Annotated in this window: 21 protein-coding genes and 1 pseudogene; 6 read left to right on the forward strand and 16 right to left on the reverse strand. The window is 70.4% G+C overall.

Annotation, left to right across the window (positions count from 1 at the left end):
- A complete protein-coding gene (locus ACFTE1_RS09770) occupies positions 1-1,767 on the reverse strand; it encodes a carbon starvation CstA family protein (protein WP_380620618.1) in 1,767 nt (588 codons plus the stop codon).
- 357 nt (positions 1,768-2,124) lie between these two features.
- On the opposite strand from ACFTE1_RS09770, the gene ACFTE1_RS09775 reads away from it, so the two are divergent.
- The 3 genes from ACFTE1_RS09775 (at position 2,125) to ACFTE1_RS09785 (ending at position 4,694) form a co-directional block, all read left to right on the forward strand.
- On the forward strand, positions 2,125-3,462 hold the full coding sequence (locus tag ACFTE1_RS09775; protein WP_449329521.1) for a replication-associated recombination protein A: 1,338 nt from the start codon (positions 2,125-2,127) through the stop codon (positions 3,460-3,462).
- Position 3,463: 1 nt separating this feature from the next.
- Positions 3,464-4,063, forward strand: a complete 600-nt coding sequence (locus tag ACFTE1_RS09780) for a hypothetical protein (RefSeq protein ID WP_380620616.1) — start codon at positions 3,464-3,466, stop codon at positions 4,061-4,063.
- A 133-nt stretch (positions 4,064-4,196) separates the two neighbouring features.
- A complete protein-coding gene (locus tag ACFTE1_RS09785) occupies positions 4,197-4,694 on the forward strand; it encodes a hypothetical protein (protein ID WP_380620614.1) in 498 nt (165 codons plus the stop codon).
- A gap of 4 nt (positions 4,695-4,698) precedes the next feature.
- Here the strand turns inward: ACFTE1_RS09785 and ACFTE1_RS09790 are convergent, their stop codons facing one another.
- The 5 genes from ACFTE1_RS09790 to serA all read right to left on the reverse strand — a co-directional run bounded on the left by ACFTE1_RS09790 (position 4,699) and on the right by serA (position 10,830).
- On the reverse strand, positions 4,699-5,931 hold the full coding sequence (locus ACFTE1_RS09790; RefSeq protein WP_380620646.1) for a PrsW family intramembrane metalloprotease: 1,233 nt from the start codon (positions 5,929-5,931) through the stop codon (positions 4,699-4,701).
- A 5-nt stretch (positions 5,932-5,936) separates the two neighbouring features.
- The gene (locus ACFTE1_RS09795; protein ID WP_380620612.1) at positions 5,937-6,533 is read right to left on the reverse strand and encodes a hypothetical protein; all 597 of its coding nucleotides are present in this window, start codon (positions 6,531-6,533) and stop codon (positions 5,937-5,939) included.
- A 163-nt stretch (positions 6,534-6,696) separates the two neighbouring features.
- A complete protein-coding gene (locus ACFTE1_RS09800) occupies positions 6,697-7,797 on the reverse strand; it encodes a branched-chain amino acid aminotransferase (protein WP_380620610.1) in 1,101 nt (366 codons plus the stop codon).
- A gap of 193 nt (positions 7,798-7,990) precedes the next feature.
- Positions 7,991-9,025 (reverse strand): 3-isopropylmalate dehydrogenase, encoded by a 1,035-nt coding sequence (locus tag ACFTE1_RS09805; RefSeq protein ID WP_380620608.1) that lies wholly within the window; start codon positions 9,023-9,025, stop codon positions 7,991-7,993.
- A 212-nt stretch (positions 9,026-9,237) separates the two neighbouring features.
- On the reverse strand, positions 9,238-10,830 hold the full coding sequence (serA, locus tag ACFTE1_RS09810; RefSeq protein ID WP_380620606.1) for a phosphoglycerate dehydrogenase: 1,593 nt from the start codon (positions 10,828-10,830) through the stop codon (positions 9,238-9,240).
- Positions 10,831-11,121: 291 nt separating this feature from the next.
- On the opposite strand from serA, the gene ACFTE1_RS09815 reads away from it, so the two are divergent.
- Positions 11,122-11,880, forward strand: a complete 759-nt coding sequence (locus tag ACFTE1_RS09815; RefSeq protein ID WP_380620604.1) for a class I SAM-dependent methyltransferase — start codon at positions 11,122-11,124, stop codon at positions 11,878-11,880.
- Between the two features lie 311 nt (positions 11,881-12,191).
- Here ACFTE1_RS09815 and ACFTE1_RS09820 read toward each other — a convergent pair whose 3' ends face one another.
- From ACFTE1_RS09820 to ACFTE1_RS09835, 4 genes are all read right to left on the reverse strand, one after another.
- Positions 12,192-12,599, reverse strand: coding sequence for a hypothetical protein (locus ACFTE1_RS09820; RefSeq protein ID WP_380620602.1), 408 nt, complete (start codon positions 12,597-12,599; stop codon positions 12,192-12,194).
- Positions 12,600-13,034: 435 nt separating this feature from the next.
- Complete coding sequence (locus ACFTE1_RS09825; protein ID WP_380620600.1) at positions 13,035-13,583, reverse strand: regulatory protein RecX; 549 nt, start codon at positions 13,581-13,583, stop codon at positions 13,035-13,037.
- A 188-nt stretch (positions 13,584-13,771) separates the two neighbouring features.
- Positions 13,772-14,854 (reverse strand): recombinase RecA, encoded by a 1,083-nt coding sequence (recA, locus tag ACFTE1_RS09830; RefSeq protein WP_380620598.1) that lies wholly within the window; start codon positions 14,852-14,854, stop codon positions 13,772-13,774.
- A 75-nt stretch (positions 14,855-14,929) separates the two neighbouring features.
- Positions 14,930-15,133, reverse strand: coding sequence for a DUF3046 domain-containing protein (locus ACFTE1_RS09835; RefSeq protein WP_380620596.1), 204 nt, complete (start codon positions 15,131-15,133; stop codon positions 14,930-14,932).
- 94 nt (positions 15,134-15,227) lie between these two features.
- On the opposite strand from ACFTE1_RS09835, the gene ACFTE1_RS09840 reads away from it, so the two are divergent.
- A complete protein-coding gene (locus ACFTE1_RS09840) occupies positions 15,228-15,800 on the forward strand; it encodes a TetR/AcrR family transcriptional regulator (protein ID WP_380620594.1) in 573 nt (190 codons plus the stop codon).
- A gap of 120 nt (positions 15,801-15,920) precedes the next feature.
- Here ACFTE1_RS09840 and ACFTE1_RS09845 read toward each other — a convergent pair whose 3' ends face one another.
- The 5 genes and pseudogenes from ACFTE1_RS09845 to ACFTE1_RS09865 form a co-directional block, all read right to left on the reverse strand.
- Positions 15,921-17,054, reverse strand: a complete 1,134-nt coding sequence (locus tag ACFTE1_RS09845; RefSeq protein WP_380762691.1) for a helicase-related protein — start codon at positions 17,052-17,054, stop codon at positions 15,921-15,923.
- Between the two features lie 184 nt (positions 17,055-17,238).
- Positions 17,239-18,021: pseudogene (locus tag ACFTE1_RS09850) on the reverse strand (DEAD/DEAH box helicase); the annotation flags it as partial.
- 280 nt (positions 18,022-18,301) lie between these two features.
- On the reverse strand, positions 18,302-19,324 hold the full coding sequence (locus ACFTE1_RS09855; RefSeq protein WP_380620590.1) for a GNAT family N-acetyltransferase: 1,023 nt from the start codon (positions 19,322-19,324) through the stop codon (positions 18,302-18,304).
- Positions 19,325-19,364: 40 nt separating this feature from the next.
- Entirely contained in the window at positions 19,365-21,233 is a 1,869-nt protein-coding gene (locus ACFTE1_RS09860; RefSeq protein ID WP_380620640.1) for an ABC transporter ATP-binding protein, read from the reverse strand.
- Positions 21,234-21,248: 15 nt separating this feature from the next.
- On the reverse strand, positions 21,249-21,887 hold the full coding sequence (locus ACFTE1_RS09865; RefSeq protein WP_380620588.1) for a hypothetical protein: 639 nt from the start codon (positions 21,885-21,887) through the stop codon (positions 21,249-21,251).
- Positions 21,888-22,049: 162 nt separating this feature from the next.
- Between ACFTE1_RS09865 and ACFTE1_RS09870 the strand changes: the two genes are divergently transcribed.
- Entirely contained in the window at positions 22,050-23,285 is a 1,236-nt protein-coding gene (locus tag ACFTE1_RS09870; protein ID WP_380620586.1) for a hypothetical protein, read from the forward strand.
- A gap of 6 nt (positions 23,286-23,291) precedes the next feature.
- Here ACFTE1_RS09870 and ACFTE1_RS09875 read toward each other — a convergent pair whose 3' ends face one another.
- Positions 23,292-24,911: an ABC-F family ATP-binding cassette domain-containing protein gene (locus ACFTE1_RS09875; RefSeq protein WP_380620584.1), complete on the reverse strand. Its 1,620-nt coding sequence runs from the start codon at positions 24,909-24,911 to the stop codon at positions 23,292-23,294.
- Positions 24,912-25,074: the final 163 nt, after the last annotated feature.

A 25,074-nucleotide genomic window follows, 5' to 3' on the forward strand; every position in this document is an offset into this window, starting at 1 on the left:
TCAGGTCTTCGCGTCCTCGAGGGGCGCGTTGGGCTCCTCGGAGTCGGAGGGCCTCCACTCCTTGCCCCGACTGCCCCAGGCCTTGCCGAGCGCCGCCCCGGCCTCGAAGAGGACCCACAGGGCCAGGCCGAAGATGACGGCCGAGAGCGGCGGCAGGACCCACAGGGACCACTCGGCGCCGGGGGCCCGGGCGTTGTCGATGTACAGCTGAATGTTCACGACGAGGGCCCACGAGGTCATGACGACCAGGAAGACCATGGGCGCCAGGATCATCCACGGGTTGGTGTTGCGCTTGAGCAGCCAGACGGCGAGGGTGGCCAGCGCCAGCCCTGCCAGCAGCTGGTTGGTCGTGCCGAACAGCTGCCAGAGGACGCCGAGCGCGAAGCCCTGGTCGCCTCCCCCGGGCGTGAGGGCGAGCGCGGCGGCCATGACCACGGTGATGACGGCCGGCAGGGTCACGTTGTCCGACAGGCGGCGCCAGCCGGCCATGCGGGCGATCTCCTGGATCACGTAGCGCTGCAGCCGGATGCCCGTGTCCAGGCTGGTGGCGGCGAAGGAGATGACGACGACGGCCCCGAAGATGACGGCGAGGTCGGTGGGGATGCCCAGGTTGGAGGCGAAGTTGCCGACGCCCACGACGAAGTTCTGGACCGCTCCGCCGGAGGCGGCCGTCCAGCTGGGGTAGGCGGCGTCCCAGTCGGCGCGGGTGGCGGCGAGTCCGGCCGTGACAGCGAGGATCGAGCAGAGCGCGAGCGAGCCCTCGCCGACGGCGCCGCCGTAGCCGACCAGGCGCGCGTCGGTCTCCTTGTCCAGCTGTTTGGAGGTCGTGCCCGAGGAGACGAGGCAGTGGAAGCCGGAGATGGCGCCGCAGGCGATGGTGATGAAGAGGAAGGGCCACATCGAGGGCGTGTCGGCGGGGACGTCGTTGAGGGCGGGGGCGACGACGGTGTTCCACCCGACGCCGACTCCCAGCAGGACGACGGCGAGCGCGACGAACAGCTGGTGGCTGTTGATGTAGTCCCTGGGCTGCATGAGGGCCCACACCGGGAGGCGCGCGGCGACGAAGGTGTAGGCGAGGATGACGATGATCCACAGGGTCCGCGTCTCGATGCCGAGCAGTCCGGCCACGCCGTCGAGTTCTATGGGCAGGGCGCTGCCGATCCAGATGAAGAGGTAGAGCGCGGCGACGCCGAGCAGCGAGGGGATCAGGGCCGCCGAGCCCGAGCGGCGGATGTAGAAGCCGATGGCGATCGCGATGGGGATCTCGGCGAAGATCGGCAGGACGCTGCCGGGGTTGGCCATGAAGAGGTTCGCGATGACGACGGCGAAGACGGCGCCGACCATGGTGATGAGGAAGAAGACGATGACCAGGAAGAGGATTCCGGCGCGGGGGCTGACGACGTCCTTGGTGAGGGTGCCGACCGACCGGGCGCGGTGGCGGACGGACATGACCAGGGCGCCGAAGTCGTGGACGCCGGCGGCGACGATGGTTCCGACGACGACCCAGATCAGGGCGGGCATCCATCCCCAGTAGACGGCGATGGCGGGTCCGATGATGGGCGCGGCGCCGGCCACCGAGGTGAAGTGGTGGCCGAAGAGGACGTGCTTGTTGGTGGGGACGAAGTCGGCACCGTCTTGGTAGCGGTGTGCGGGAGTGGTGTAGGCGGGATCGAGGCGGAAGACCTTCTGGGAAAGGTAGCGCGAGTATCCCAGGAATCCGATCGCGAACAGCGACAGGACTCCGATGGCCAGGACTATGGCCGGCATGAGAGCCTCCGGGAGTGTAGGCGGTGGGGTGCGGTGCGGTGGGTGGACAGGTCTTGCCGTCGGGGCCGTGGGGCGTCGGCCCTTCCCGGGGTCTCCGCGTCGGGACCGTGTCGCCGAACACATTATGCACGCGCGGTGACGGCTTTGTGAAGGGCCCCCGGGCCCTTCGACATGCGGACGCCCCGTGTCACACTTTCGGACGGAACCGGTTTGGCATCGTCGCGAGTTTCCGCTGGTTCCGAACGCGTTTTCAGTTCACAGTGGATTTCGGTCGCCGTGGCGTCCAGTGAACACCTCTCATGGTGCTGCGATCTGCATCCGCAGATCCCTTACCCTTGACTCGTGGACGAACCAGGCCTGTTCAGTATTCCCGGCGAAGAGCCCCCCTCCCCTTCCGGAGCCGAGGAGCCGTCGCCCGACGCCCCCTTGGCCGTCCGCATGCGGCCGGCGGGGATCGACGAGCTCGTGGGCCAGGGACACCTGCTGGGCCCCGGTTCCCCGCTGAGGCAGATCGTCGAGGGCCGCCAGATGATGAGCGTGATCCTGTGGGGCCCGCCCGGCTCGGGGAAGACGACCATCGCCAACCTCGTCGCCCGGGCCGGCGACCGCCGGTTCCAGTCCATGTCCGCGCTGAACTCCGGCGTCAAGGAGGTGCGGTCGGCCATCGAGGAGGCGCGGCGCAACCGGCGCACCGGCGGCCCGCAGACGATCCTGTTCATCGACGAGATCCACCGCTTCACCAAGACCCAGCAGGACTCCCTTCTCGGCGCCGTCGAGGACCGCACCATCACGCTGTTGGCGGCCACCACGGAGAACCCGTACTTCTCGGTCGTCGCCCCGCTGCTGAGCCGCTGCGTCCTGCTCACCCTGCACGAGCTGACCGCCGAGGACATCGCCGGCGTCGTCCGGCGGGCCGCGGCCGACCCGCGAGGGCTGGACGGGGAGCACGGGCTGTCCGAGGAGGCGCTCGAGCACCTGGTCCGCATGGCCTCCGGCGACGCCCGCAAGGCGCTGACCGCGCTCGAGGCCGCCGCCGCCTCGGCCTCCGCAGAGGGACGCGAGGAGATCTCCCTGGAGCTGGTCGAGGCGGCGCTGGACACCGCCGCGGTCCGCTACGACCGCGACGGCGACAGCCACTACGACGTGGCCAGCGCCTTCATCAAGAGCATGCGCGGCTCCGACGTGGACGCCTCGCTGCACTACCTGGCCCGCATGATCGTGGCCGGTGAGGACCCCCGCTTCATCGCGCGGCGGTTGATCATCTTCGCCTCGGAGGACATCGGCATGGCCGACCCGACCGCGCTGCAGACGGCGGTGGCGGCCTCCACTGCGGTGGAGCGGGTAGGCCTGCCCGAGGCACAGATCAACCTCGGCCACGCCGTCGTCCACATGGCCACCGCGCCGAAGTCGAACGCCGCGTGCGAGGGCATCTTCGCCGCGCTCGCGGACGTGCGCGCCGGAAAGATCGGGCCCGTCCCCTCCGACCTGCGCGACAGCCACTACTCGGGGTCGAAGAAGCTGGGGCACGGCACCGGGTACAAGTACCCCCACAGCGACCCCAAGGGCGTCGTGGAGCAGCGCTACGCGCCCGACGCCGTACGGGGAAAGGACTACTACCGGCCCAAACGCCACGGGGCCGAGGCCGCGATAGCCGACAGACTGGACAAGCTGCGGCGGATCATCCGGGGAGGCTGACGTGGAACCGCTTCCCGGCAGGACCCCGCCCGCCCCGGCCCGGCGCAGCGAGCGCGGCGGCAAGCGCCTGCGCCAGCAGCTGGCCAATTCCGGGTCGCGCATCGAGCAGATCCGCCACCTCACCGTCGCCGTGCTGGCCGTCGGCGGAATGCTCGTCGGGCTCATGCTGTGGGGCGGGCGCTCGCTGAGCATCGACCCGACCCGGCGCGCCCTGGACGAGGTCTCGCCGCCGGCCTGGGCCGCGCACGACCCCGGCGACGACACGTACGGCAGCCGCTGGTGCCTCGACGAGTGCCGGGTGAGGGTGCGGACCTGGAACTCCGAGGGGAAGGTCGAGGAGACGGGCGTCGAGTACTGGGAGGCGCTGATGCGGGACCGGTGGGTCCCGGTGGAGAGGACCCGCTGTCCCGGAGGGGACGCCGTCGACGGCTGTTTCACCCGCGACGAGCTCTTCTTGGAGCTGTGGGTGGTCCCGAAGTCCTGTGAGGACCGTTTCGAGCTGTGCACCGGGTCGGAGGTGACCGCCATCGTGGCCTCGCAGGCGGCATGGCCCCGGTTGGCCGAAGAGGCGGAGGAGGCCTCGGGCGGGCCGGGAGGCTGACCGGGCGCGCCGCACCGGGGTCCGACGCCGGCCCCGGAGGCGGGTCTGTGGCGCACTCACTCCGGCGGGTGACGACCGCGGCGACGGGTGGCTCGTTATACGGGTAAACGCCAGGTCTATCCGAGGAGCCGCAGTGCCGAGCGCCGAGAATCCCCGCCGGAGGAGTAGCCGTCCCCGGCGCCTCGCCATGTACTTGTCCGTCCCCGCCGCCGCTCTGGGGGCCGCGGCCGCCGGCTGGGCGGTGTTCGGCCCCGTGCCCGCCTACTGGGACGGCGCCGCCGATCCCGACCCCGCGACGGTCACCCCCGGCTGGAGCTCCCCCGGCGCCGACACGCGCGGGCAGGAGGGCGAGGGCGAGACCTCTCCCCTGTGGATTCCGGAGACCGAGGGCGCGGACGAGGACGGGGAGCAGTCCCCCACCGCCGAACCGGAGGACTCCGAGCCGGCCGAGAGCGGCGAGCTCACCCCGGTCGACCCGCCGTCCGACAGCCGTCCTCCCGAGAACGGGTCGCCCTCTCCCAGCCCGTCGCTGTCCCCTTCTCCCTCCGAGAGCCCCTCGCCGACGGACACCGGGTCGCCTTCGGAGGACCCCGACGAGGTTCCTCCCACCGAAAAGGACGGCGAGGGCTGAGCCCTCAGCGGCGGAAGAGGCGTCTCTTCCCCTTCCCGTCCCCTTTCCCGGATTCGGTCCCTCCCGGCTCGGGAACGAGGTCCTCCATCTGCGACCGGGCCTCGGCGATGGCCCTCTTGGAGGCCACCACGTCGGGCGCGGCCTCCGGGTCGCCGCCCCTGCGCTGTTCGCGAGCCAGCGACTCGCCCAGGCTGACTTGCGCGTTCTGGAGCCGCCGCAGGAGGGTCTCCCCCTGTTTGCCATAGCGGCGGGCGAAGCGCTTGCGGGCGCGGCGCCTGGCGCGCAGCGAACGCATGTCCTGGAACTCTTCGACGGTGATGACCTCCTCGGGCTGTCCCTTCATGGTGGAGAGGAACCAGCGGAACTCGATGCCGGCCGCCGCGAGGTAGAGGACGGCGAAGAGCCCGAGGATGAGGAGGCCCTTGGCGTAGGTGGCGAGGATGCCCAGCCCGGGGTTGAGTCCCTGGGGCAGGGGCATGTTCCACAATCCGTGCATGCACACGGCCACCACGTAGGCCACGGCTACCACGGTCGCGCGGCGGGCCCACGTCTTGTTCCGCTGCGTGACGAAGTAAGAGATCCCCAGTCCCGCAACGGCCGTGTACAGCGGATGCGACCAGGGTCCGGCGACGAGCAGGCGGGTGACGGTCACGCCGATGGAGCCGACCCATTCGTTGTTGGGGTTGGCGAGCGCGAAGTTGACCGCGTAGGTGACGTTCTCGACGACCTGGAATCCGACGCCGACCATGGCGCCGTAGATGAGTCCGTCGATGGGCCGGTGGAAGTGCTCGCGGACGATGAGGACCAGCAGGACTATGCCGAGGGCCTTGAACCACTCCTCGTTGAGCGGGCCGGCGATGGCCGGTCCCCAGCGGCGGGCCCAGTCGAGCCCTTCGACGTCGGCGATGACGCGCAGGGCGGCGTTGTTGGAGATGATGGAGAAGGCCACCGCGGCCAGCCCGCCCCAGCAGAGGGCGGCGGCGCGGACGGAGGCGGGCTCCTTCTCGAACAGGTCGAGCTTTCCGATGATCCAGCTGAAGAGGACGGCTATGATGCCGTTGACGATCAGCGCCATCCACAGGGCCCCGGCGATGCCCTCGTACTCGCCGCCTATGGTCGTGCCGAGGCGGACCAGGCCGAAGGCCAGGCATCCGACGAACAGCCAGTAGGAGGGGCGGCGGACGCGGACGAAAGCCCCCTGCTTCTCCAGGACGACCTGTCCGGTCGTGCGGGTCATGGTCTTCACTTGCCCTCCAGCCCGAACAGTCCGGTGAACGAGTCCACCAGGGCGAGCGTCCGCTCGGCCGGCTGGGAGGCGGGGGCGAGCGCCACGACGGTGGCCGCCGCTCCCTTGCCGTTGCCCGTCACGACGATGGCGCCGCCCTGGTCGCGTCCGACCAGGGTCGCCTGTTCGCCCGGCCGCTTCGCGCCCTCGGGCTCGTACTGCCGGAAGGAGGTGGCGACGAGGTCGCTGTGTCCGCGGGTGACGGCCTCGGCGCGCCGTTCGAGGAGGTTGCCGAGGCTCTGCACCTGCCCGTCCACCGTGATGGAGATGGTCGTGGCGCCTTGGCGCAGCGTCACGGCGCCGCCGTTGAGGGCGGGGCTGGACTTCCACGTGCCGGAGGGGACCCGCACGGTGAGCGTGGCGGTCTTCCCGGGTATGGACACGAGGGTGACCTCCTCCCCTTCGGACACCGTGGCGCTGGAGTCCCCGAGGAGAGCCTCGGCTCCCGTCCAGAATCCTATGGGGAGGGCGAGTAGGACCGCCATGGCGACGGCGGGCAGCATGGTCCCCTTCTCGAACCCGAGTCTGCTGAGTCGGATGGTGGCGTCTCCCAAGAGGGGTGTCCTTCCCGTATCGCGCGAGTCTGGATATCGTCCCATCGATTGTGGCCGCTGAACAGGGAGGAAGGGGCGATTCCGGGAAAGACGGGGCACCGCGGGCACGGAGAAGGGGCACGGCGGCGCCGTGCCCCTTCCGGTGGAGACTGTCAGTCGCGGGTCATCCGGCGGTCTGCGTCCAGCCGTGCGGGTCCTCCGCGCGGCCGTGCTGGATGTCGAGCAGCTTGGCGCGCAGGCGGCGGGTCAGGTCGCCGGTCTGCGCGTGGTTGATGGTGAAGTCGCCGGAGCGGTCCCGGATCGTGCCCACCGGAGTGACGACGGCGGCGGTGCCGCAGGCGAAGGTCTCGGTGAGGCGCCCGGCGAGGGCGTCCTCGCGCCAGCGGTCGATCGGGTAGTCGGACTCGCGGACGTCGTAGCCCTCCTCCGTCAGCAGCTGGATGATCGCGTCGCGGGTGATGCCCGGGAGGATCGTTCCGCTGAGTTTGGGCGTGACGACCTTCTTCTCGTCGGCGTAGACGAAGAAGAGGTTCATGCCGCCCAGCTCCTCGACGTACTTGTGCTCGGCGGCGTCGAGGAAGACGACCTGGTCGCAGCCGTGCTCGATGGCCTCGGTCTGCGGGGCGAGGCTGGAGGCGTAGTTGCCGCCGCACTTGGCCGCTCCGGTGCCGCCCGGAGCCGCGCGCGTGTACTCCTCGCTGACCCACAGGGTCACCGGCTTGGGGCCTGTCTTGAAGTAGGCGCCGGCCGGGGAGGCGATGACGCTGTAGAGGTACTCCTTGGCGGGGCGCACGCCCAGGAACTGCTCCGTGGCTATCATGAACGGCCTCAGGTAGAGGCTGGACTCGCCCTCGGTCGGGACCCAGGCGCCGTCGGCCTTGAGGATCTCGCGGATGGAGGCCAGGAACATCTTCTCCGGCAGCTGCGGCATCGCCAGGCGCTCGGCGGAGGTGTTGAAGCGGTGCGCGTTCGCCTCCGGGCGGAACAGGCCGATCTCGCCGTCGGCGCGGTGGTAGGCCTTGAGTCCCTCGAAGATCTCCTGGGCGTAGTGGAGGACGGCCGTGGCCGGCGACAGGGTCAGCGGACCGAAGGGCTCGACGCGGGCCGAGTGCCATCCGCGGCCCTCGGACCAGCGCATGGTGAACATGTGATCGGTGAAGACGGTGCCGAAGCCCGGGTCGGCCAGCAGCGCGGCGCGCTCTTCGGCGCTTCGGGCGTTCGGGTTCTCGAGGATCTCGAGATCGGGCAGGTTCTCGTCAGCCATGGTTTTCCTTCGCGACAGACAGGGAAAGTCTCTACAACTAACTTAGCGCTCGTTCAGTCTACGGCCGAGAGCGCCGTACTGTATTTCGAGTAATCGGACACAAGCCGTTCCCGGTCGGGGACGGCACGGAGAAAGGGCTCCCCGGGAGGTTCCCGCGGAGCCCTTTTCTGCAAGGCCTTGATGGTCTCTCAGGCTAGAGGTGCTGCTCCACGTCCTGCGCTACCCGGTCGCCCACCTCGGCGGTGGCGACGGGGGCACCGGGTACCCGCGTGGACAGCTCGCGCTCGACGGCCTCCTGGACGACGGCGGCGGACTTCGGCTCTCCCAGGTGCTCCAGGAGCAGGGAGACCGAGCCGATCGCCGCGAGCGGGTCGGCGACACCCTGGCCGGCGATGTCGGGCGCCGAGCCGTGGACGGGCTCGAACATGGAGGGGTGGGAGCGGTCGGGGTTGACGCAGCCGGAGGAGGCCAGTCCGATGCCTCCCGTGACGGCGGCCGCGATGTCGGTGATGATGTCGCCGAACAGGTTGTCGGTGACCACCACGTCGTAGTCCGAGGGCTTGGTGACCATGAACATCGCCGCGGCGTCCACGTGCTGGTAGTCGGTGGCGATGTCGCGGTAGTCCTCGGAGACCTCGTCGAAGGCCTGCTTCCACAGCCCTCCGGCGTGGGTGAGCACATTGGTCTTGTGCACGAGGGTCAGCTTGCCGCGGCGGGAGCGGGCGCGCTCGAAGGCGTCGCGGATGACGCGCTCGACGCCGTAGCGGGTGTTGAGGCTCTCCTCGGTGGCGATCTCCGCGGCGGTTCCCTTGTGGAGGCTGCCGCCGGCGCCGGCGTAGAGGCCCTCGGTGCCCTCGCGGACGACGACGAAGTCGACCTCTCCGGGCTTCGCGTCGGCCAGGGGGCTCTTGACGCCGGGGTAGAGGCGCGAGGGACGCAGGTTGACGTACTGGTCGAACTCGAAGCGCAGGCGCAGCAGGAGGCCCCGCTCGAGGACTCCGGGCGGGACGCTCGGGTCGCCGATGGCGCCGAGGAGGATCGCGTCGTGCCGGTCGAGCTCGTCCAGCACGGAATCGGGGAGAATCTCGCCGGTCGCGTTGTACCGCGACGCCCCGAGGTCGTAGGGAACGGGCTCCCAGTCGGGACGGACCACGCGCACGACCTTGAGCGCCTGGTCGACAACCTCTTTACCGATGCCATCCCCGGGGATGACCGCGATTGAGCTCATTTACTGCCTTTCGGATGCGAAAAGGAAACGGGACACGTTAGGTGGTATTCAGATTAACCCGACCGTCCCGTATTCCGGCATTCGCATCCCGACCAGCGGGACAGAATTTTCCCTCCGGTTCGCCCCCGGCAAGACGAAGGGCCCGAAGAGGACTCGCCTCTCCGGGCCCCGCCCGCGCCCCCGGGACTCAGCGCCCCGGGTCCCGGTGCTCGCTAGTCTTCGAGGGTCACCGTGGCGACCGCGTTCGCGCCGATCGTCTCGCGCACCTGCGCCGCGACCTCGCCGGGAACCTCGGCGTCGGTGCCCATGACCATGAAGGCCTCGCCGCCGGCGGCCTTGCGGGCCACCTGCATGGAGGCGATGTTGATCGACAGGTCGCCGAGCGTTCCGCCGATGAGGCCGATGACGCCGGGGTGGTCGGCGTAGCCGAGCATGAGCAGCGCGCCGTCCGCGTCGATGTCCAGGTCGAAGCCGTTGATCTCGACGAGCTTGAGCGTCTCGCCGGTGAGGCCCGCGACCGTGCCGGACACGGTGATGGTGCGGCCGTCGACCAGCGCTCCCCGCAGCGTGACCGTGTTCTGGTCGCCGCCGGCGGAGACGTGGATGCCCACGTCCACACCGCGCTGCTTGGCCACGAGCGGGGCGTTGACGTAGGTGACCGAGTCGGCCACCGAGGCGAACAGGCCCTTGGAGGCGGCCAGCTGGAGGATCGAGACGTCCTCTTCGGCGATGGTCCCCTTGACCTCGACGGTCACCGACTGCACCGCGCCGTCGGCCAGGGCGGTGAGAGTGCGTCCCAGACGCTCGGCGAGCGGCAGGTACGGGCGCACCTCCTCGGCGACGATGCCGCCGGCCTGCACGTTGACCGCGTCGGCGACGAACTCGCCCGCCAGGGCCAGCGCGACGCTCTTGGCGACGGCCAGGCCCGCGTTGTCCTGCGCCTCGCGGGTCGAGGCGCCCAGGTGCGGGGCGGCCACGACGTTGTCGAGGGTGAACAGGGGAGAGTCGGTGCACGGCTCGGAGACGAACACGTCGAGGCCCGCCGCGGCCACCCGGCCGGACTTGAGGGCCTCGTAGAGCGCGTCCTCGTCGATCAGCCCGCCGCGGGCGGCGTTGACGACGCGGACGCCGGGCTTGGCCTTGGCCAGCTGCTCGGCGCCGATGAGGCCCGCGGTCTCGGGAGTCTTGGGAAGGTGGATCGTGACGAAGTCCGACACCGCCAGGAGGTCCTCGAGGCTCAGCAGCTTGATGCCCAGCTGCGCGGCGCGCGAAGGCTGCACGAACGGGTCGTAGGCGACGATCTCGGTCTCGAAGGCCTTCATGCGCGCGGCGACGAGCTGGCCGATCTTGCCCAGCCCGATGACGCCGACTGTCTTGCCCCGGACCTCGACGCCGGTGAACTTCTTGCGGTCCCAGCGGCCCTCGCGCAGCGACTGGTCGGCGCGCGCGGTGTGGCGGGCGCTGGCCAGCAGCAGGTTGATCGCCTGTTCGGCGGCGGAGACGATATTGGAGGTCGGCGCGTTGACGACCATGACGCCGCGCTCGGTGGCGGCGGGAACGGCGACGTTGTCGAGTCCCACGCCGGCGCGGGCGACTACCTTGAGCTTGGGTGCGGCCTCCAGGGCGGCCGCGTCGATGGTGGTGGCGGAACGCACGATGACCGCTTCGGCGTCGGCGAGCGCCTCGTGCAGAGACGCCACGTCGGTGCCGTCGATCTCGCGGACGGTGAAGTCCCGGGAGATGACCTCGACGGCGGATTCGGCTAGCGGGTCTGCGATCACTACGACAGGTTGAGTGTCAACCATGGGGAATTACCTCGCTGAAAGCATCAGAAGACGGCGGACCGGGCGCGGCACTGCGTCGTCGTTGAAATCCCCATGGTACGTGCTCCCGATGCCGCCCGACACCCGCGCCGCGCGCCGTCCAGATTCTGGAACGCGGCGCCATCTGCGGAAACGGGATCGTAATATGACCGGAATCTCCGCCACCGGGGACACGGGGCTCCCGATGGTGAGAAATCGGCGCGGGCCCTGTTCAGCCTCATCCCGGAGGGGAATTCGAGTGCGCGCGGCGTGGAGGGCTGCCAGAATCCCGGTGTGGACACTTTCGACTCACTCGTATCCGAAGCGGCGGCGGCCCCTGTCGAGGGCTGGGACTTCTCATGGCTGGAGGGGCGGGCCACCGAGCAGCGCCCTTCGTGGGGCTACCACCGGCTGCTGAGGGAGAGGGTCCCCCGCGCCCAGGCGGCCCTGGACCTGCAGACGGGAGGCGGAGAGGTCCTGGCCGAGATGGGCGCCTATCCCCCTCTCATGGTGGCCACCGAGGCCTGGCCCCCGAACGTCGAGAGGGCCGCCCGCCTGCTGCACCCGCTGGGTGTGGCGGTCGTGGCCGCCGAGGACCGGCCTCCGCTGCCCTTCGCCGAGGGCTCCTTCGACCTGGTGACGAGCCGCCATCCGGTGTCGCCCTGGTGGGAGGACATCGCTCGGGTGCTGCGTCCCGGCGGGAGCTACCTCGCCCAGCACGTCGGTCCCGCGAGCGTGTTCGAACTGGTGGAGTACTTTCTCGGACCGCAGCCCGAAGCGCGGCTCGGACGGCGGCCCGAGGTGGAGGCCGCCGAGGCGGAAGAGGCCGGGCTGGACGTCGTCGACCTGCGCACCGAGAGGCTGAGGGTGGAGTTCTTCGACATCGGCGCCGTCGTGTACTTCCTGCGGAAGGTCGTCTGGATGGTTCCCGGGTTCACTGTGGAGGGCCATCGGGACCGGCTGCGCGAGCTGCACGAGAAGATCCAGAGCGAAGGGCCGTTCGTCGCGCACTCCAGCCGGACGCTCATCGAGGCGAGGAAGAGGGCGGTTTGAGCGGTCGGGCCCGCCGACCGGTTCGCGAGCGGATCCGGTACGCGAGTGGGCCCGGTGAGCGGCCCCGACATGGCCGGTGGCTGCCGGACCGATCGGGTCGGCACAGCGGGCCCCGCCGGTCGGGCTGAGAGAGGGTCCAGTGAGCGGCCCCCGACATGGCCGTTGGCTGCCGGACCGATCGCGTCGGTCCGGCATGCGCGTTCGCGACTCGCTCCGGCAGGCGCCCCCGTTGACCCGTTTCCCGACAGGCTCCTCCGAGCCGTCCCCGGAAGGCCGATTCACGGCGGGGATCGCCGAGGCGGCGCCGGGTCTCAACGGCGCCAGTACGCCGAGGTCGTGCCGGTCTCGGCGTCCTCCACCATGAGCATCGTCGGATGCCCGGAGCCTCCGGCGCAGACCGGGGCCATGCGGAACAGAGGTTCGGGCTCTTCCGTTGCCGACTCGGCCGTGAGGCTGCCGTCCTCCAGTTCCCACCTGAGCTCGACCTCGTCACCGCCGACAGCGGACCGATAGGTGCCGCCGCCGTCCGCCCGCAGCACGAGGCTGCCGTTCTCACCGGTGAAGCTCGCCGCGTAGTTCTGCTCGACGACGCCGCACCCCAGTAGTGCCTCGTCCGCGACCGGCGTCGCGGACGAGGAGGCGAAAGCGGCGCCGGTTGCGGATACGGCGATCGCCGACCCGGCGCCGACGCTCAGGATTGCCCTGGCGAGGTGTCTCATCTGGTGCCCCTATCTGTCGACTGACATTCGGGACCATCGAACCAGAGCACGGCGGTGGAAACGTGAATATTCTCCGACGGGGACTGTCGCATTATGGCACCGGATCATCGAAGGCCGGACCGAGCGTAAGCGGCCTTGGACTGGCAGCGGTCCCGCTGCCGAAGACACTCCCGGCCGGTGGCCGTTCAGCGCTCCCGAGCGAATCCGGCCGGTGGCCGGCCAACACGCCCCGGTAAACGCGGCCGCGGCACCCGGGCCGCAGTGGAGGGGCGCTCCCATAGCTGGCCGAACAGGGCATTCGGCGTCTTCTCGACCGGTACCAGCCCGCCGCCGACGTCCACCCGAACGGTGGCCTGTCGCCGACGTTCTCTCAACCGGTGCCCTGCCGCCGGGGCGACCGGAAACCGCTTGCCGAGGCCGAGATCCGCCGGCGCCTCAATCGTGCGGGGTTTCGAAGTCCTCTTCCCGCAGTTCCTCGGCCGCTTCCAGTTCGGCTTCGGCCAAGACCTCCTTGACCACGGGGATGGCCACCCCGGGCCCGTAGCCGCGCCGCGCGAGCGCACCGACGAGCCGACGCACGATCACCGGTTCCTCCAACCGCGCCACGGATCGGAACTTGCGCTGTGCGATGGCCTTGGCGGCCTCCCTTTCGGACTCGGCCGTGACGCTGTCGACCGCTTCCTGGATGTGCTCGTCCTCCACGCCCTTCCGTCGCAGCTCCGACCGCAGCGCGCTGCGAGACAGGCCGCGTCCGCGGTGCCGGGAGTCCACCCACATCTTGGCGAACAGGGCGTCGTCGATCATGCCCACGTTCGCATAGCGGTCCACGATCTCGTCGACCATCTCCACGTCGAATCCCTTGCGGACCATCGCGTCGCGCAGTTCCCGCGCAGTCCGGGGACGGCCCGACAGCAGCCAGGTGGCGTACTGTCGGGCGGCCTCGGGATCGTCGGGCTTCTTGGTCGGGCGCATCTTTCCCGCCATCCGCCTTCTCCTTCGCTGTGGAGTGTCGTTCACAGGCCGGCCGGAGCGCCGCGTCGGCGCCTCCCGGACACGGATCTCCGAAACCGCTCGGTCAGGGACCGGGGCGACCGATTCCGCGGGCCCTCAACGCGCGGGACCTCGGCGCCGCCCCTTTCGCAGAGCGGCGCGACCGGGCGCCGGAGTCGCGGTTAGAAGTCGACCGGCGGTTCCTCCGCGGCGGCCTCGGGGGCCTCCTCGGCATCTCCGTCGACGCCCAGCTTCTCCTTGATCTTCTTCTCGATCTCCAGAGCCAGGTCCGGGTTCTCCTTGAGGTTGGTCCGGGCCTTCTCCTTGCCCTGCCCGAGCTGGTCGCCCTCGTAGGTGTACCAGGCACCCGACTTCTTGACGATGCCGTGCTCGACGCCCATGTCGATCAGCGAGCCCTCCTTGGAGATGCCCAGGCCGTAGATGATGTCGAACTCGGCCTGCCGGAACGGGGAGCCGACCTTGTTCTTCACGACCTTGACGCGGGTGCGGTTGCCGACCGCGTCGGTGCCGTCCTTGAGCGTCTCGATACGGCGGATGTCCAGGCGCACCGAGGCGTAGAACTTGAGCGCCTTGCCGCCCGTGGTCGTCTCAGGCGAACCGAACATCACACCGACCTTCTCGCGCAACTGGTTGATGAAGATCGCGGTGGTGCCCGTCTGGTTCAGGCCACCGGTGATCTTGCGCAGCGCCTGGCTCATCAAGCGGGCCTGGAGGCCGACGTGGGAGTCGCCCATCTCGCCCTCGATCTCGGCGCGCGGCACGAGCGCGGCGACGGAGTCGATGACGATGAGGTCCACCGCGGAGGAGCGCACCAGCATGTCGGCGATCTCCAGGGCCTGCTCGCCCGTGTCGGGCTGGCTGACCAGGAGTTCGTCGATGTTGACGCCGATCGCCTCGGCGTAGACCGGGTCCAGCGCGTGCTCGGCGTCGATCATCGCCGCCACGCCGCCCTCGGCCTGCACGTTCGCAATGGCGTGCAGGGCGATGGAAGTCTTACCGGAGCTCTCCGGGCCGAAGACCTCGACGACGCGGCCCCGGGGCAGGCCGCCCACGCCCAGCGCGATGTCCAGCGCGATCGAGCCGGTCTGGATCACCTTGATGTTCTGCTTGGGCTTGTCGCCCAGCTTCATCACCGATCCCTTGCCGAACTGCTTGTCGATCTGCGCCAGCGCGAGATCGAGCGCCTTCGCCTTGTCCTGCGCGCTTCCGGCGGCGCTGTATCGTGAACCTGTTTGCTTAGCCATGTCACCTACCGTAGTACCTGGGTCCGACATTGTCGCGGATGAGCATTTCGAACGGCCCGGACGGGCCCGTGATCTCTACCGCCGCAGGTGGCGGGGGACTCGGTCCCCGAACTCCCGGCAGACGGCCATCCAGATGCGCTTGGCGTTCTCACCCTGCTCGAACGCCTGGTCGATGGTCTGTCCCCCGAGGTCGGAGAGGCTGTGGTCGAGCGCGATCGACCGCGCGTAGGAGGAGCCGAAGGTGGAGTCCATCCGGTCCCAGAAGTCACTGAACTGCATCACCGACCAGAATAGGCGACGCGGTGGCCCGTTCCCGAACGGAGGATGGGAAAATTACCGGCGTCCCACTTTCGGCGTAAGAAGGGTTCGCACAGTGCCACGTGTCAGCCAGGAACATCTCGATTCGCGTCGCCAGCAGATCCTCGACGGCGCGCGCTCGACTTTCGCCAAGTTCGGCTACGAGGGCGCCACCGTGCGCAGGCTGGAGGAGGCCACGGGCCTGTCGCGCGGTGCGATCTTCCACCACTTCCGCGACAAGGACGCCCTCTTCCTGGCCGTGGCCAGCGAGGACGCCTCGGAGATGGTGGAGACGGTGGCCGAGCGGGGCCTGGTGGGCGTCATGCAGGACCTCGTCGCCGAGGCGAAGCAGTCGGAGACGCGCGGCTGGCTGGGAACGCAGCTGGAGGTCGCGCGCCGACTGCGGACCGACCCCGAGTTCGCCGAGGAGTGGGGCGCCCGCTGGGAGACGCTCAGGGAGGCCTCCGTCGCCCGTCTCAGGAAGCAGCGCGACCTGGGGCACCTGCGGGAGGACGTCCCGATCGAGGTTTTGGCCGGCTTCCTGCAGCTTTTCTACGACGGCCTGTCGCGCTACCTCGCGACCGGCCGCGACGAGATCGAGTTGGAGAGCGTGCTGCGGCTGGTCGAGGACTCCGTCCGCAAGCACTGACCGGGCAGGAACGCGTACGGCCGTCCTGCAGGGGACGGCGGCGGCCTGAAGACCGGGCACGGAGACGCACCGACGCGAAAAGGGGCCCCTCGGGGCCCCTTTTCTCATGTCATGCGGGTTCTACCAGCGGCGCTTTCCGCCACCGCCGTGGCGCTTGCCGCCCCTGCGGTCGTCGCCGCGGTCGTCGAACTCGCGCCAGTTGCCGCGGTCGCTCTTGCCGGAGAAGCGACCGCCGCCGCGGCGGTCGTCGCCCCGGTCGTCGCGACGGTCGAAGCCGCCGCCCCCGCGCCGGTCGTCGCCCCGGTCGAAGCCGCCTCCGCGCCGGTCGTCACCGCGGTCGAAACCGCGGTCGTTCTTGCGTCCGCCGAACTTGCCGCCGCGGTCGTCGAAGTCGCGGCCCCGGCGGCGGTCGCCGCCGAAGTCCCTTCCGCCCCTGCGGTCGCCGCCGAAGTCGCGGCCTCCGCGGCGGTCTCCGAAGTCGCGGTCGCGTCCGCGGCCGTAGCCGCCGCGCTTGTCCCCGCGACCGCCGCCGCGACGGTCGCCGCCGCGGTCGGAGTAGTCGCGGCGTCCTCCGCGGTCGCCGTGGTCGCGCTTGCCGCGGCCCTTGCCGCCGCCGCGACGCTCGCTCGGACCCTCGATGATCTCGCGCTCGGCGCGCTCGCGCAGCTCGGCGCCCTTGACGCGGAGGCCCTCGTTGTCCTCCTTGAGGCGCTCGATCTGGCGCTCCAGGCGCTTGACCTCGCGGTCGTTGACGGTGATCTGGCGCTCAGCCTTGGCGGCGCGCAGTTCGGTGAAGTTGCGGGCGCCCAGCAGCTCGACGGTCGGCGCCTCGAAGTTGTCGCGGACGTAGTGGCGCTGGGCCTCTACTCCGGCACGCTCGATGAGCTGGAACATCTGGCGGTTCTGGTGCGGCAGCACCAGGGTGGCGACCGTTCCGGACTCTCCGGCACGGGCGGTGCGCCCGGCGCGGTGGAGGTAGTCCTTGTGGTTCTTGGGCGGGTCGACGTGCAGCACGAAGTCGACGCCGTCGACGTGGATGCCTCGGGCGGCCACGTCCGTGGCGACCAGGGCGTCGAGCTTGCCGTCCTTGAAGCGGTCGAGGGTGCGGCTGCGGTCGGCCTGGCTCATGCCGCCGTGCAGGCCCGCGGCGTTGACGCCGGACTCGACCAGTTCCTCGGCGATGCGGTCGACGGCCAGCTGTGTGCGGACGAAGACCATCGTGTTGCCGGGGCGCCCGGCGATCGCGGCGGTCATGTCGCGCTTGTCGCGGGGGGCCGATCAGCAGCAGGTGGTGCGTCATCGTGGTGACGGCGCCGGCCGACGGGTCGACCGAGTGCTCGACCGGCTCGGTGAGGTACTTGCGGACGAGGACGCCGATCTCCTGCTCGAGGGTGGCGGAGAAGAGCATGCGCTGTCCGTCGTCGGGAAGCTGGTCGAACAGCTCCTCGACCTCGGGCAGGAAGCCCATGTCGGCCATCTGGTCGGCCTCGTCGAGGACGGCGATGTCGACGTCGGCCAGGCTGGCCTCGCCGCGCGAGATGAGGTCGCGCAGGCGGCCGGGCGTGGCGACGAGGACGTCGACGCCGCGGCGCAGGGCCTCGATCTGGCGGGAGAACGCGGTGCCTCCGCAGACGACCTTCATGGAGATGCCGATGGCGTCGCCGTAAGGCTCGAGGGACTCGGCGACCTGCATGGCCAGTTCGCGGGTCGGGGTCAGCAGGACGGCGCGCGGGCGGCCGGGGGCGGTGCGGACGCCGTCCTCGGCCAGGCGGGTCAGGGCCGGCAGGCCGAAGGCCATGGTCTTGCCCGAGCCGGTGCGGCCGCGTCCGAGGACGTCGCGCCCGTTGAGGGCGTCGGGGATCGTGGCCGTCTGGATCGGGAAGGGCTCGGTGATGCCCTTGGAGGCGAGCGCGGCGACGATGGTGTCGGGCAGGCCGAGGTCGTCGAATCCGAGGGCCTTCTTCTCCGGCTTCTCCGGGGCCTCCTCGGCGGGGGCGTCCTCCTGCTTCGGGGCCTCTTCGGCCGGGGCCTCGGCCACGGGGGCCTCCTCCTCGGCGGGGGCCTGCTCCGGGACCTCGACGGTCTCGGGCTGCGCCTCTTCGGCGGCGGCCTCCGGCTGCGGGGCCGGCGCGTCGTCGGCGGATTCGGGGGTGTCGATGTGCTGCTCGGAGCCGGACTCCGGTGTGCGGGCAGCGTCGTCGAGGGTGTTTTCGATGGTCATACGGTGGTAATGCCTTTCGCGGATGCGCAACGCACGTTCCGCGATTTTCTCACCAGGGTCTGAGGTGGAGGGCGGGACGCGCCTGAACTCTCTGTCGATGCCGCCGAGGGTATGGTCGGCGGTCTTTATGAGGCCGGGCTTCTGTGCTGGGCCTTCTGACTACCCTACAGGACGCCTGTGTTAGCAGGGGCGTTCGATGCGCAGGGTGTGGGTATTGACACCCCTTCGGGGCGTTTCGTCCGCCCTTTCGGGGGAGGGGCGCGCCCCTCCCCCGCGGGTGTCAGGACAGCTTCTTCTGGTACTCGAGGGCCAGGTCGAGCGGGCGGAAGCCCATGGCCTCGTTGATGGCGTTCATGTGGGCGTTGACGTCGGCGTTGTCGGTGTAGACCTCCGCGACGTGCGGCTTCGTCTCCTTGAGGGCGCGGAGGTTGGCGATCTTGAGCCACTGTCCGAGCCGGTGCCCGCGGTGGCCGGGGTTGACGATCGTGATGCCCTGGTAGGCCAGGGGGCGTTCGCGGTCGGCCAGGAGGACGGTGTTGGCGACCAGGTCGCCGGTCCCGCGGTGGATCGCGACGGTCTGGACGTGGTCGTAACCGCCGAGCCTGCGGGTCTCGTTGGTGTACTTGCGCTGGTCGACGTCGATCTTGGCCGGTTCGAGGTCGATGTCCCCCAGGGGGACCTCGGCCATGATGGAGGAGTCGATGCGGGCGAGGCCCTCCTGGAGCTCCTCGGGGGCCGGCCCGGTCCAGGTGCGCAGTTCGTAGTCGGCCGAGGCCTTGGCGTCGGCCCGGTCGAACAGTTCGGCCTCGCGCTCCGGGGAGAGGGAGTCGACGGCGAAGACCCGGTTGACCACGGTGAGGGCGAGGTCGAATCCGAGCTTCTCGGCGAACAGGCGCCCCGCGTCGTCGTGGCCGTCGTCGGCGTCGTTCAATGGCGCGTGGGTTCCGGCCAAGAGGTGGCCGCGGCCCTCCGCGCGGGCCACTCCGAGCAGGTGTTCGTACACGGCGGTGCCGTACCCCTTGCGGCGGTGCCCGGGGTCGGTGACGATGTCGAGGCCCGCCGACTCGGTGTTCGTATTGCGGAACAGTGAGATGCTGCCGCCCGCGACCGCGGCCCCATTGCCGTCGCGCAGGAGGTAGTGGCGGACTTCGCGCATCGGCCAGCCGCGTTCGTACTCGACGTGGACCTGGTCGCGGCTCAAGCTCATTCCGCGGGGCACGTCGTGGTCGAAGGCGGCGATGTAGACGTCGTACAGGGCGTCGAGGGAGGCGGTGTCGCCGGGTTCTATATAGCTGATCTCCATGGGATAAGAATGCGGCGGACCCGCCACCCCCGCAACTGTTTTAGGCGTCGTCCCAGCTCTGGGTGCGGTGGAGGTCGGCGTACAGTCCGCCCTGGTCGAGCAGTTCGCGGTGCGTGCCGCTCTGGGTGACGCGGCCGTCGTCGACGACGAGGATCTTGTCGGCCTTGCGGATCGTCGACAGCCGGTGGGCGATGACGATGGCCGTCCGCCCTTCCAGGACGGTGTTGAGGGCCCGCTGCACGGCGGCCTCGGACTCGCCGTCGAGGTGCGCGGTGGCCTCGTCGAGGATGACGATGGGCGGGGCCTTGAGCATCACCCGCGCGATGGCGAGGCGCTGCTGCTCGCCGCCGGAGAAGCGGTGGCCCCGTTCGCCGACGACGGTGTCGAGACCGGAGTCTATGCGGCGCACGACCTCGGCGATCTGCGCGGACTCCAGGGCGGCCCAGATCTCGGCGTCGGTGGCGCCGGGCTTGGCGTAGGCCATGTTGGCGCGCACCGTGTCGTGGAAGAGGTGGGCGTCCTGGGCGACCATGCCGACGTGGTCGGCGATGGTGGCGAAGGTGAGGTCGCGGACGTCCTGCCCGCCGAGGCGGACGGCCCCCTCGGTCGCGTCGTAGAGGCGCGGGATGAGCTTGGCGATGGTGGTCTTGCCCGCGCCGGAGGGCCCGACGAGGGCGACCAGCTGCCCGGGTTCGACACTGAAGTCGATGCCGTGGAGGACCTCCCCTCCGTCGCCGCTCTCGGGGCGGGCGACCACTTCGAGGGAGGCCAGGGACACCTCGTCGGCGCTCGGGTAGTGGAAGGAGACGTGGTCGAAGGAGACGGAGGAGGCCTCGGCGGGCAGTTCCCGCGCGTCGTCCTTCTCGCGGATGATGGGCCGCAGGTCTAGGATCTCGAAGACCCGCTGGAAGCTGACCATGGCGCTCATGACGTCGACGCGCACGTTGGACAGCGCCGTCAGGGGGCCGTAGAGGCGGGTCAGGAGCAGGGCGAGGGTGACGACCGTTCCGGGGTCGAGTTGGCCGTCGAAGACCAGCCAGCCGCCGATGCCGTAGGCGAGGGCCTGGGAGAGCCCCGCGACGAGGGCGAGCGCGACGATGAAGGTGCGCGCGTACATGGCGGTCGTGACGCCGATGGTGCGTACGCGCCCGGCCTTCTCTGAGAAGGTGCCCTGTTCCTCCTCGGGGCGGCCGAAGAGCTTGACGAGGGTGGCTCCGCCGACCGTGAAGCGCTCGTTCATCTGGGCGCCCATGTCGGCGTTGAGGTCGTAGGACTCCCGGGTGAGGCCCGCGAGTTTGCGGCCGACCCTCTTGGCGGGCAGGAGGAAGAGCGGCACGAGCACGAGGGAGAAGAGGGTGATCAGCCACGACTGGGTGAACATGACCGCCAGGGTGAGGGCCACGGAGATGCCGTTGGAGACCAGTCCGGACAGGGTCGTGGTGAAGGCGCGCTGGGCGCCCATGACGTCGTTGTTGAGGCGCGAGATGAGCGCGCCGGTCTGGGTGCGGGTGAAGAAGGCGACGGGCATCGCCTGGACGTGGCTGAACACGCCGCGGCGCAGGTCGTAGATGATGCCCTCGCCGAGGCGCGCGGAGTACCAGCGCTGCAGCAGCGAGGTCCCGGCTTCCAGGACGGCCAGGCCGACGATGATCCCGGCCAGGACGAGGACTCCCGAGCGGGTGCCGCCGGGGAGGGTCAGCTCGTTGACGACGCGTCCGGCGATGACGGGGACGGCCACGGAGATCGCTGCGGCGACGACGACGGTCAGGAGGAAGACGGCGATCTCGCGCCGGTAGGGGGCGGCGAAGGAGAGGATCCTCTTGCGGGTCCTCGCGTCGATGGTGACCGACTCTACGTCGCCGTCGTTGCGGCGCATGGCCCGCATCGCTTCGCGGGCCTCCATTCCCATGGACACGGCGGGGACCTATCCTGACTCGTCGGCCGGCCGGAGGTCGAGGGCTCCGGCGGCCTCGGTTTCGGCGAGGCGGGCTTCGCGCCCGGGGGCGGCGAGCCTGCGGGTGAGGGCCTTGTTCTCGACTCTCGCCGGGGTGTGGGCGGCGGCGGTGGCTCGGGCGACCGCCGCCGGTTCGGGGCCGACGTGGTGGACGTAGCCCAGGGCCGCCAGGCGGTCGGCGTCGAGGATCTGGAGGTGGGCGGCGGCGCCCGCGCGTTCGAGGAGTTCGCGCGAGTCGATCGGCCAGAGGCGGCCGTCGAGGCCGGGGTCGCCCAGCGTGAGGGCGGCGTCTGGGTCGGCGAGGCGCAGGTCGGCGCAGGAGGCCAGGTTGGCGGCCATTCCTCGCAGGACCGCTCCGGGGAGCAGGGCGATGACGGTGTGGCTGGGGCTGGCGGTCCACTGTGTCGCCTGGGTCCAGGCGGCGGCGAGGTCGTCGCCGGCGGGACCGCTCCAATGGCCCGGGGCCCCGAGGCGGAGGACCACGGTGCGGTCCAGGGGGGTGAGGGTGCGCCCGAACTCGGCCAGCTCGGCCAGGACCGTGCGGGAGAGGTGCTCAGGGAGCGTCACTTCCACGAGGTCGGGGCGGTGGGCGACGTCTATTCCGGGCACCCGTCCAGACTATCTCGGCCACCGCGCGGCCTTCACGTTTTCCGGTGGTCCGTCACATTCGCGTGTGTCGCAGGTCGTTCGACCGTTTTGGCGTATGCTGGTCCGAGGACGCCTGAACGACAGTCTCAGACGTAACGCCCGTGCCCTGTCAGGACCCGCAGAGTGAGAGAACCGCCTACCGCCGCCGAGACCATGCCCGCCACAGCGCAATCCATTCCGGCAGAGGAGGACCGACGACGGCAACTGCGCGACGTAGCGTGGTGGCTGGGCCTCCTCGCCGCGGCCATGTCCGTTTCCGCCGCGGCGGCGCTGTCCTCCGATTCGCCGTCCGGCCGCCTGCTCGGCTGGTGGCCCTCGGGCGCCTCTCCGTTCCCGACGGTGGGCACGGTGGCGGCCCCGGCGATCCTCGTGGCCGTCCTCGGCTTCGCCATGCTGCCGCGCACGGCCCGTTGGCCCTGGCACTCGGTCCTGGCCCTGTCCTACATGGGGTCCTTCGCCTGGACGGCGGCCCTCCACACGCAGGTGGACACGACGCCCCCGTCCAACTCGACGGCCGCCGCCCGGTGGGGACTGGCGTTCATAGACCAGGTCTCGGCCTCGCGGTTCGGCATAGCGCTCATCCTGTGCGCGCTGGGGTCGCTGACCACTCCCCTGATCCTCGTGGCCGTCAAGTCCCTGGCCGGCCCGCTGACCGCCCGCACCGTGGCGCCCGTGCTGATCCTCGGCCCCTGGGCGATCTGGGTGAGCGTGGGCATGGACGGGATCGCGGTGGCCGCGATCGCCGCCGCGGTCGCCTGCGCCGCCAAGGCCTCCGAGCGGCGGGTCCCCCTGTGGACGGCGCGGGCGTGCGCCGCCTCGGCCGGGGCACTGCTGGCGGCCGCGGTACTGCTGTCCTACAGTGCCGCCTGGTTCGGGCTGACTCTCTTGTGCGTGTACTACCAGCGCCGCCGGGCGACCGCCATCTGGTGGAGCGCGGCGGCGGGCGTCGCCGTGCTCGGGACCCTCTCCGCCTTCGACCACTCCTGGCCGGCCGAGCTCGTGGGAACCTACGCGGGGGCCTGGGGCGCCTTGAAGGAGCACCCCGCCCACCTCTGGTCGCTGGCCGCCACGCCGGCGCTCGCCTTCGCCGCCGCCGGACCCGCCGCCGTGGCGTCGCTGCGTCGCATGGGCGCGCCGACCTGGCCGCTCATGGTCGGCCCCCTGGCCGCGATGGTCTTCACACCGCTGGTGGCGGGGGCGGTGCCCCGCGCGGGACTGGCCTGGATCGCGCTCACGCCGTGGCTGGTCATAGCGGCGACGGCCAACCGCGAGGGCCGGCGCAGCCCGGTGTCGCCCGCGCCGCTGGTCTCCACCGCGGTCGCGGCCGTCGGCGCGATCCTCGTCGTCTACGCGGTCTGACGGCGGTCAGGCCAGTTCGACCAGTTCCATGAGCTCGTCGGACCACAGGTCCTCGTCGCCGTCGGGAAGCAGGATGGCCCGCTCGGGGCGCAGCGCCTCCACCGCGCCCGGGTCGTGCGTGACCATGATGATCGAGCCCTCGAAGGCGTCGACGGCGTCCAGCACCTGGCGGCGGCTGGCCGGGTCCAGGTTGTTCGTCGGCTCGTCCAGCAGGAGGACGTTGGCGCCCGAGGTGACCAGCGAGGCCAGGGCCAGACGGGTCTTCTCACCGCCGGAGAGCACCTTGACCGGCTTGTGGACGTCGTCCCCGCTGAAGAGGAACGCTCCGAGGATCTTGCGCAGCTCGGTGTCGTTCAGGTCCGAGCCGGCCTGAGAGGAGGCGCTGCGCATCTGGTCCAGGAGGGTGCCCTCGTGGTCGAGGGTGTCGTGCTCCTGGGCGAAGTAGCCGATGCGCAGGCCGTGGCCGGGGAGGACCTCGCCCGTGTCGGGTTCCAGGGTTCCGGCGAGCATGCGCAGCAGCGTGGTCTTGCCGGCGCCGTTGAGCCCGAGGATGACCACCCGGGAACCGCGGTCGATGGCCAGGTCGACACCGCTGAAGACCTCCAGGGAGCCGTAGTGCTTGGACAGCCCCTCCGCGGTGAGCGGGACCTTTCCGCAGGACGCGGGGCGGGGGAGGCGCACGTCGGCTACCTTCTCCTCGATGGCCTCGTCCTCCAGCTCGTCGAGCATCGCGTCGGCGCGCCGGGCCATGACCTTCGCGGCCGTCGCCTTGGTGGCCTTGGCGCCGAGCTTGTCGGCCTGGCGGTGCAGCTGGGCGGCCTTCTTCTCGGCGTTCTGGCGCTCGCGGCGGCGCCGCTCGGCGTCCTCGGCCCGCTGGCGCTGGTAGGCCGACCAGCCGAGGTTGTAGACGTCGATCTCCGAGCGGGTCGGGTCGAGGAACCAGACCTTGTTGACGACCTCGTCGAGCAGGTCGACGTCGTGGGTGATGAGGACCAGTCCGCCCTTGTGACCCGCGAGGAAGCCGCGCAGCCAGTTGATGGAGTCGGCGTCCAGGTGGTTGGTGGGCTCGTCGAGCAGGAGGACACTGTCGCCGTCGTCGGCGAAGAGGATGCGCGCCAGCTCCACGCGGCGGCGCTGTCCTCCCGAGAGCGTCTCGAGCGGCTGCTCGAGGATCCGCTCCTCCAGGCCCAGGTTGGCGGTGATGCGCGCGGCCTCGGACTCGGCCTGGTAGCCGCCCCGGGTGGAGAACTGCTCCTCCAGGCGCGAGTACTTGTCGACTAGCTTGTCGCGGCGGACCTCGTCGGCGGTCTCGGCCAGCTCCGTCTCTATCTTCTTCATCCGCATCGCGATGTCGTCCAGGCCGCGGGCCGAGAGGACCCTGTCGCGCGCGATCTGGGTCAGGTCGGCGAAGCGGGGGTCCTGCGGGAGGTAGCCGAACGGCCCCGACTGGTCCACCTTCCCCGTGTAGGGTTCGGCGTGGCCCGCCAGCACGTTCATGGTGGAGGTCTTGCCCGCCCCGTTGCGGCCGACGAGACCGACGCGGTCGCCGGCCTGTACGCGCAGGTTCGCTCCGTCCAACAGGATGCGAGAGCCCGCACGCAGCTGCAAATCGGTGGCCTGTATCACTAATTCCTCCTGGTAGATAGCAAGTCTCGCGCCGCGAGGCCAAGTGTCAAGTGTAGGGGCAACCGGGCCGCTCGGTCGAACGCTTTTCACCCCTCAGTGAGGCGCATCGCGTCGAGGCGGCCACTCACCGTGACCGGCGTTTCCGCCGTTCGGACGACCCCGC

The organism is Salininema proteolyticum (genome assembly GCF_042685645.1).
GTDB lineage: Bacteria > Actinomycetota > Actinomycetes > Mycobacteriales > Micromonosporaceae > Salininema > Salininema proteolyticum.

Coding starts and splice junctions, on each gene's coding strand:
- ACFTE1_RS09825 (WP_380620600.1), bottom strand. CDS start 13,583: ATGGCGGGAAAGATGCGCCCGACCAAGAAGCCCGACGATCCCGAGGCC.
- ACFTE1_RS09805 (WP_380620608.1), bottom strand. CDS start 9,025: ATGAGCTCAATCGCGGTCATCCCCGGGGATGGCATCGGTAAAGAGGTT.
- ACFTE1_RS09800 (WP_380620610.1), bottom strand. CDS start 7,797: ATGGCTGACGAGAACCTGCCCGATCTCGAGATCCTCGAGAACCCGAAC.
- ACFTE1_RS09845 (WP_380762691.1), bottom strand. CDS start 17,054: ATGACCGCCGCGATCGCCGGGCGCCCCGGCAACACGATGGTCTTCGTC.
- recA (WP_380620598.1), bottom strand. CDS start 14,854: ATGGCTAAGCAAACAGGTTCACGATACAGCGCCGCCGGAAGCGCGCAG.
- ACFTE1_RS09820 (WP_380620602.1), bottom strand. CDS start 12,599: ATGAGACACCTCGCCAGGGCAATCCTGAGCGTCGGCGCCGGGTCGGCG.
- ACFTE1_RS09835 (WP_380620596.1), bottom strand. CDS start 15,133: ATGCAGTTCAGTGACTTCTGGGACCGGATGGACTCCACCTTCGGCTCC.
- ACFTE1_RS09790 (WP_380620646.1), bottom strand. CDS start 5,931: ATGACCCGCACGACCGGACAGGTCGTCCTGGAGAAGCAGGGGGCTTTC.
- serA (WP_380620606.1), bottom strand. CDS start 10,830: ATGGTTGACACTCAACCTGTCGTAGTGATCGCAGACCCGCTAGCCGAA.
- ACFTE1_RS09855 (WP_380620590.1), bottom strand. CDS start 19,324: ATGGAGATCAGCTATATAGAACCCGGCGACACCGCCTCCCTCGACGCC.
- ACFTE1_RS09770 (WP_380620618.1), bottom strand. CDS start 1,767: ATGCCGGCCATAGTCCTGGCCATCGGAGTCCTGTCGCTGTTCGCGATC.
- ACFTE1_RS09860 (WP_380620640.1), bottom strand. CDS start 21,233: ATGGGAATGGAGGCCCGCGAAGCGATGCGGGCCATGCGCCGCAACGAC.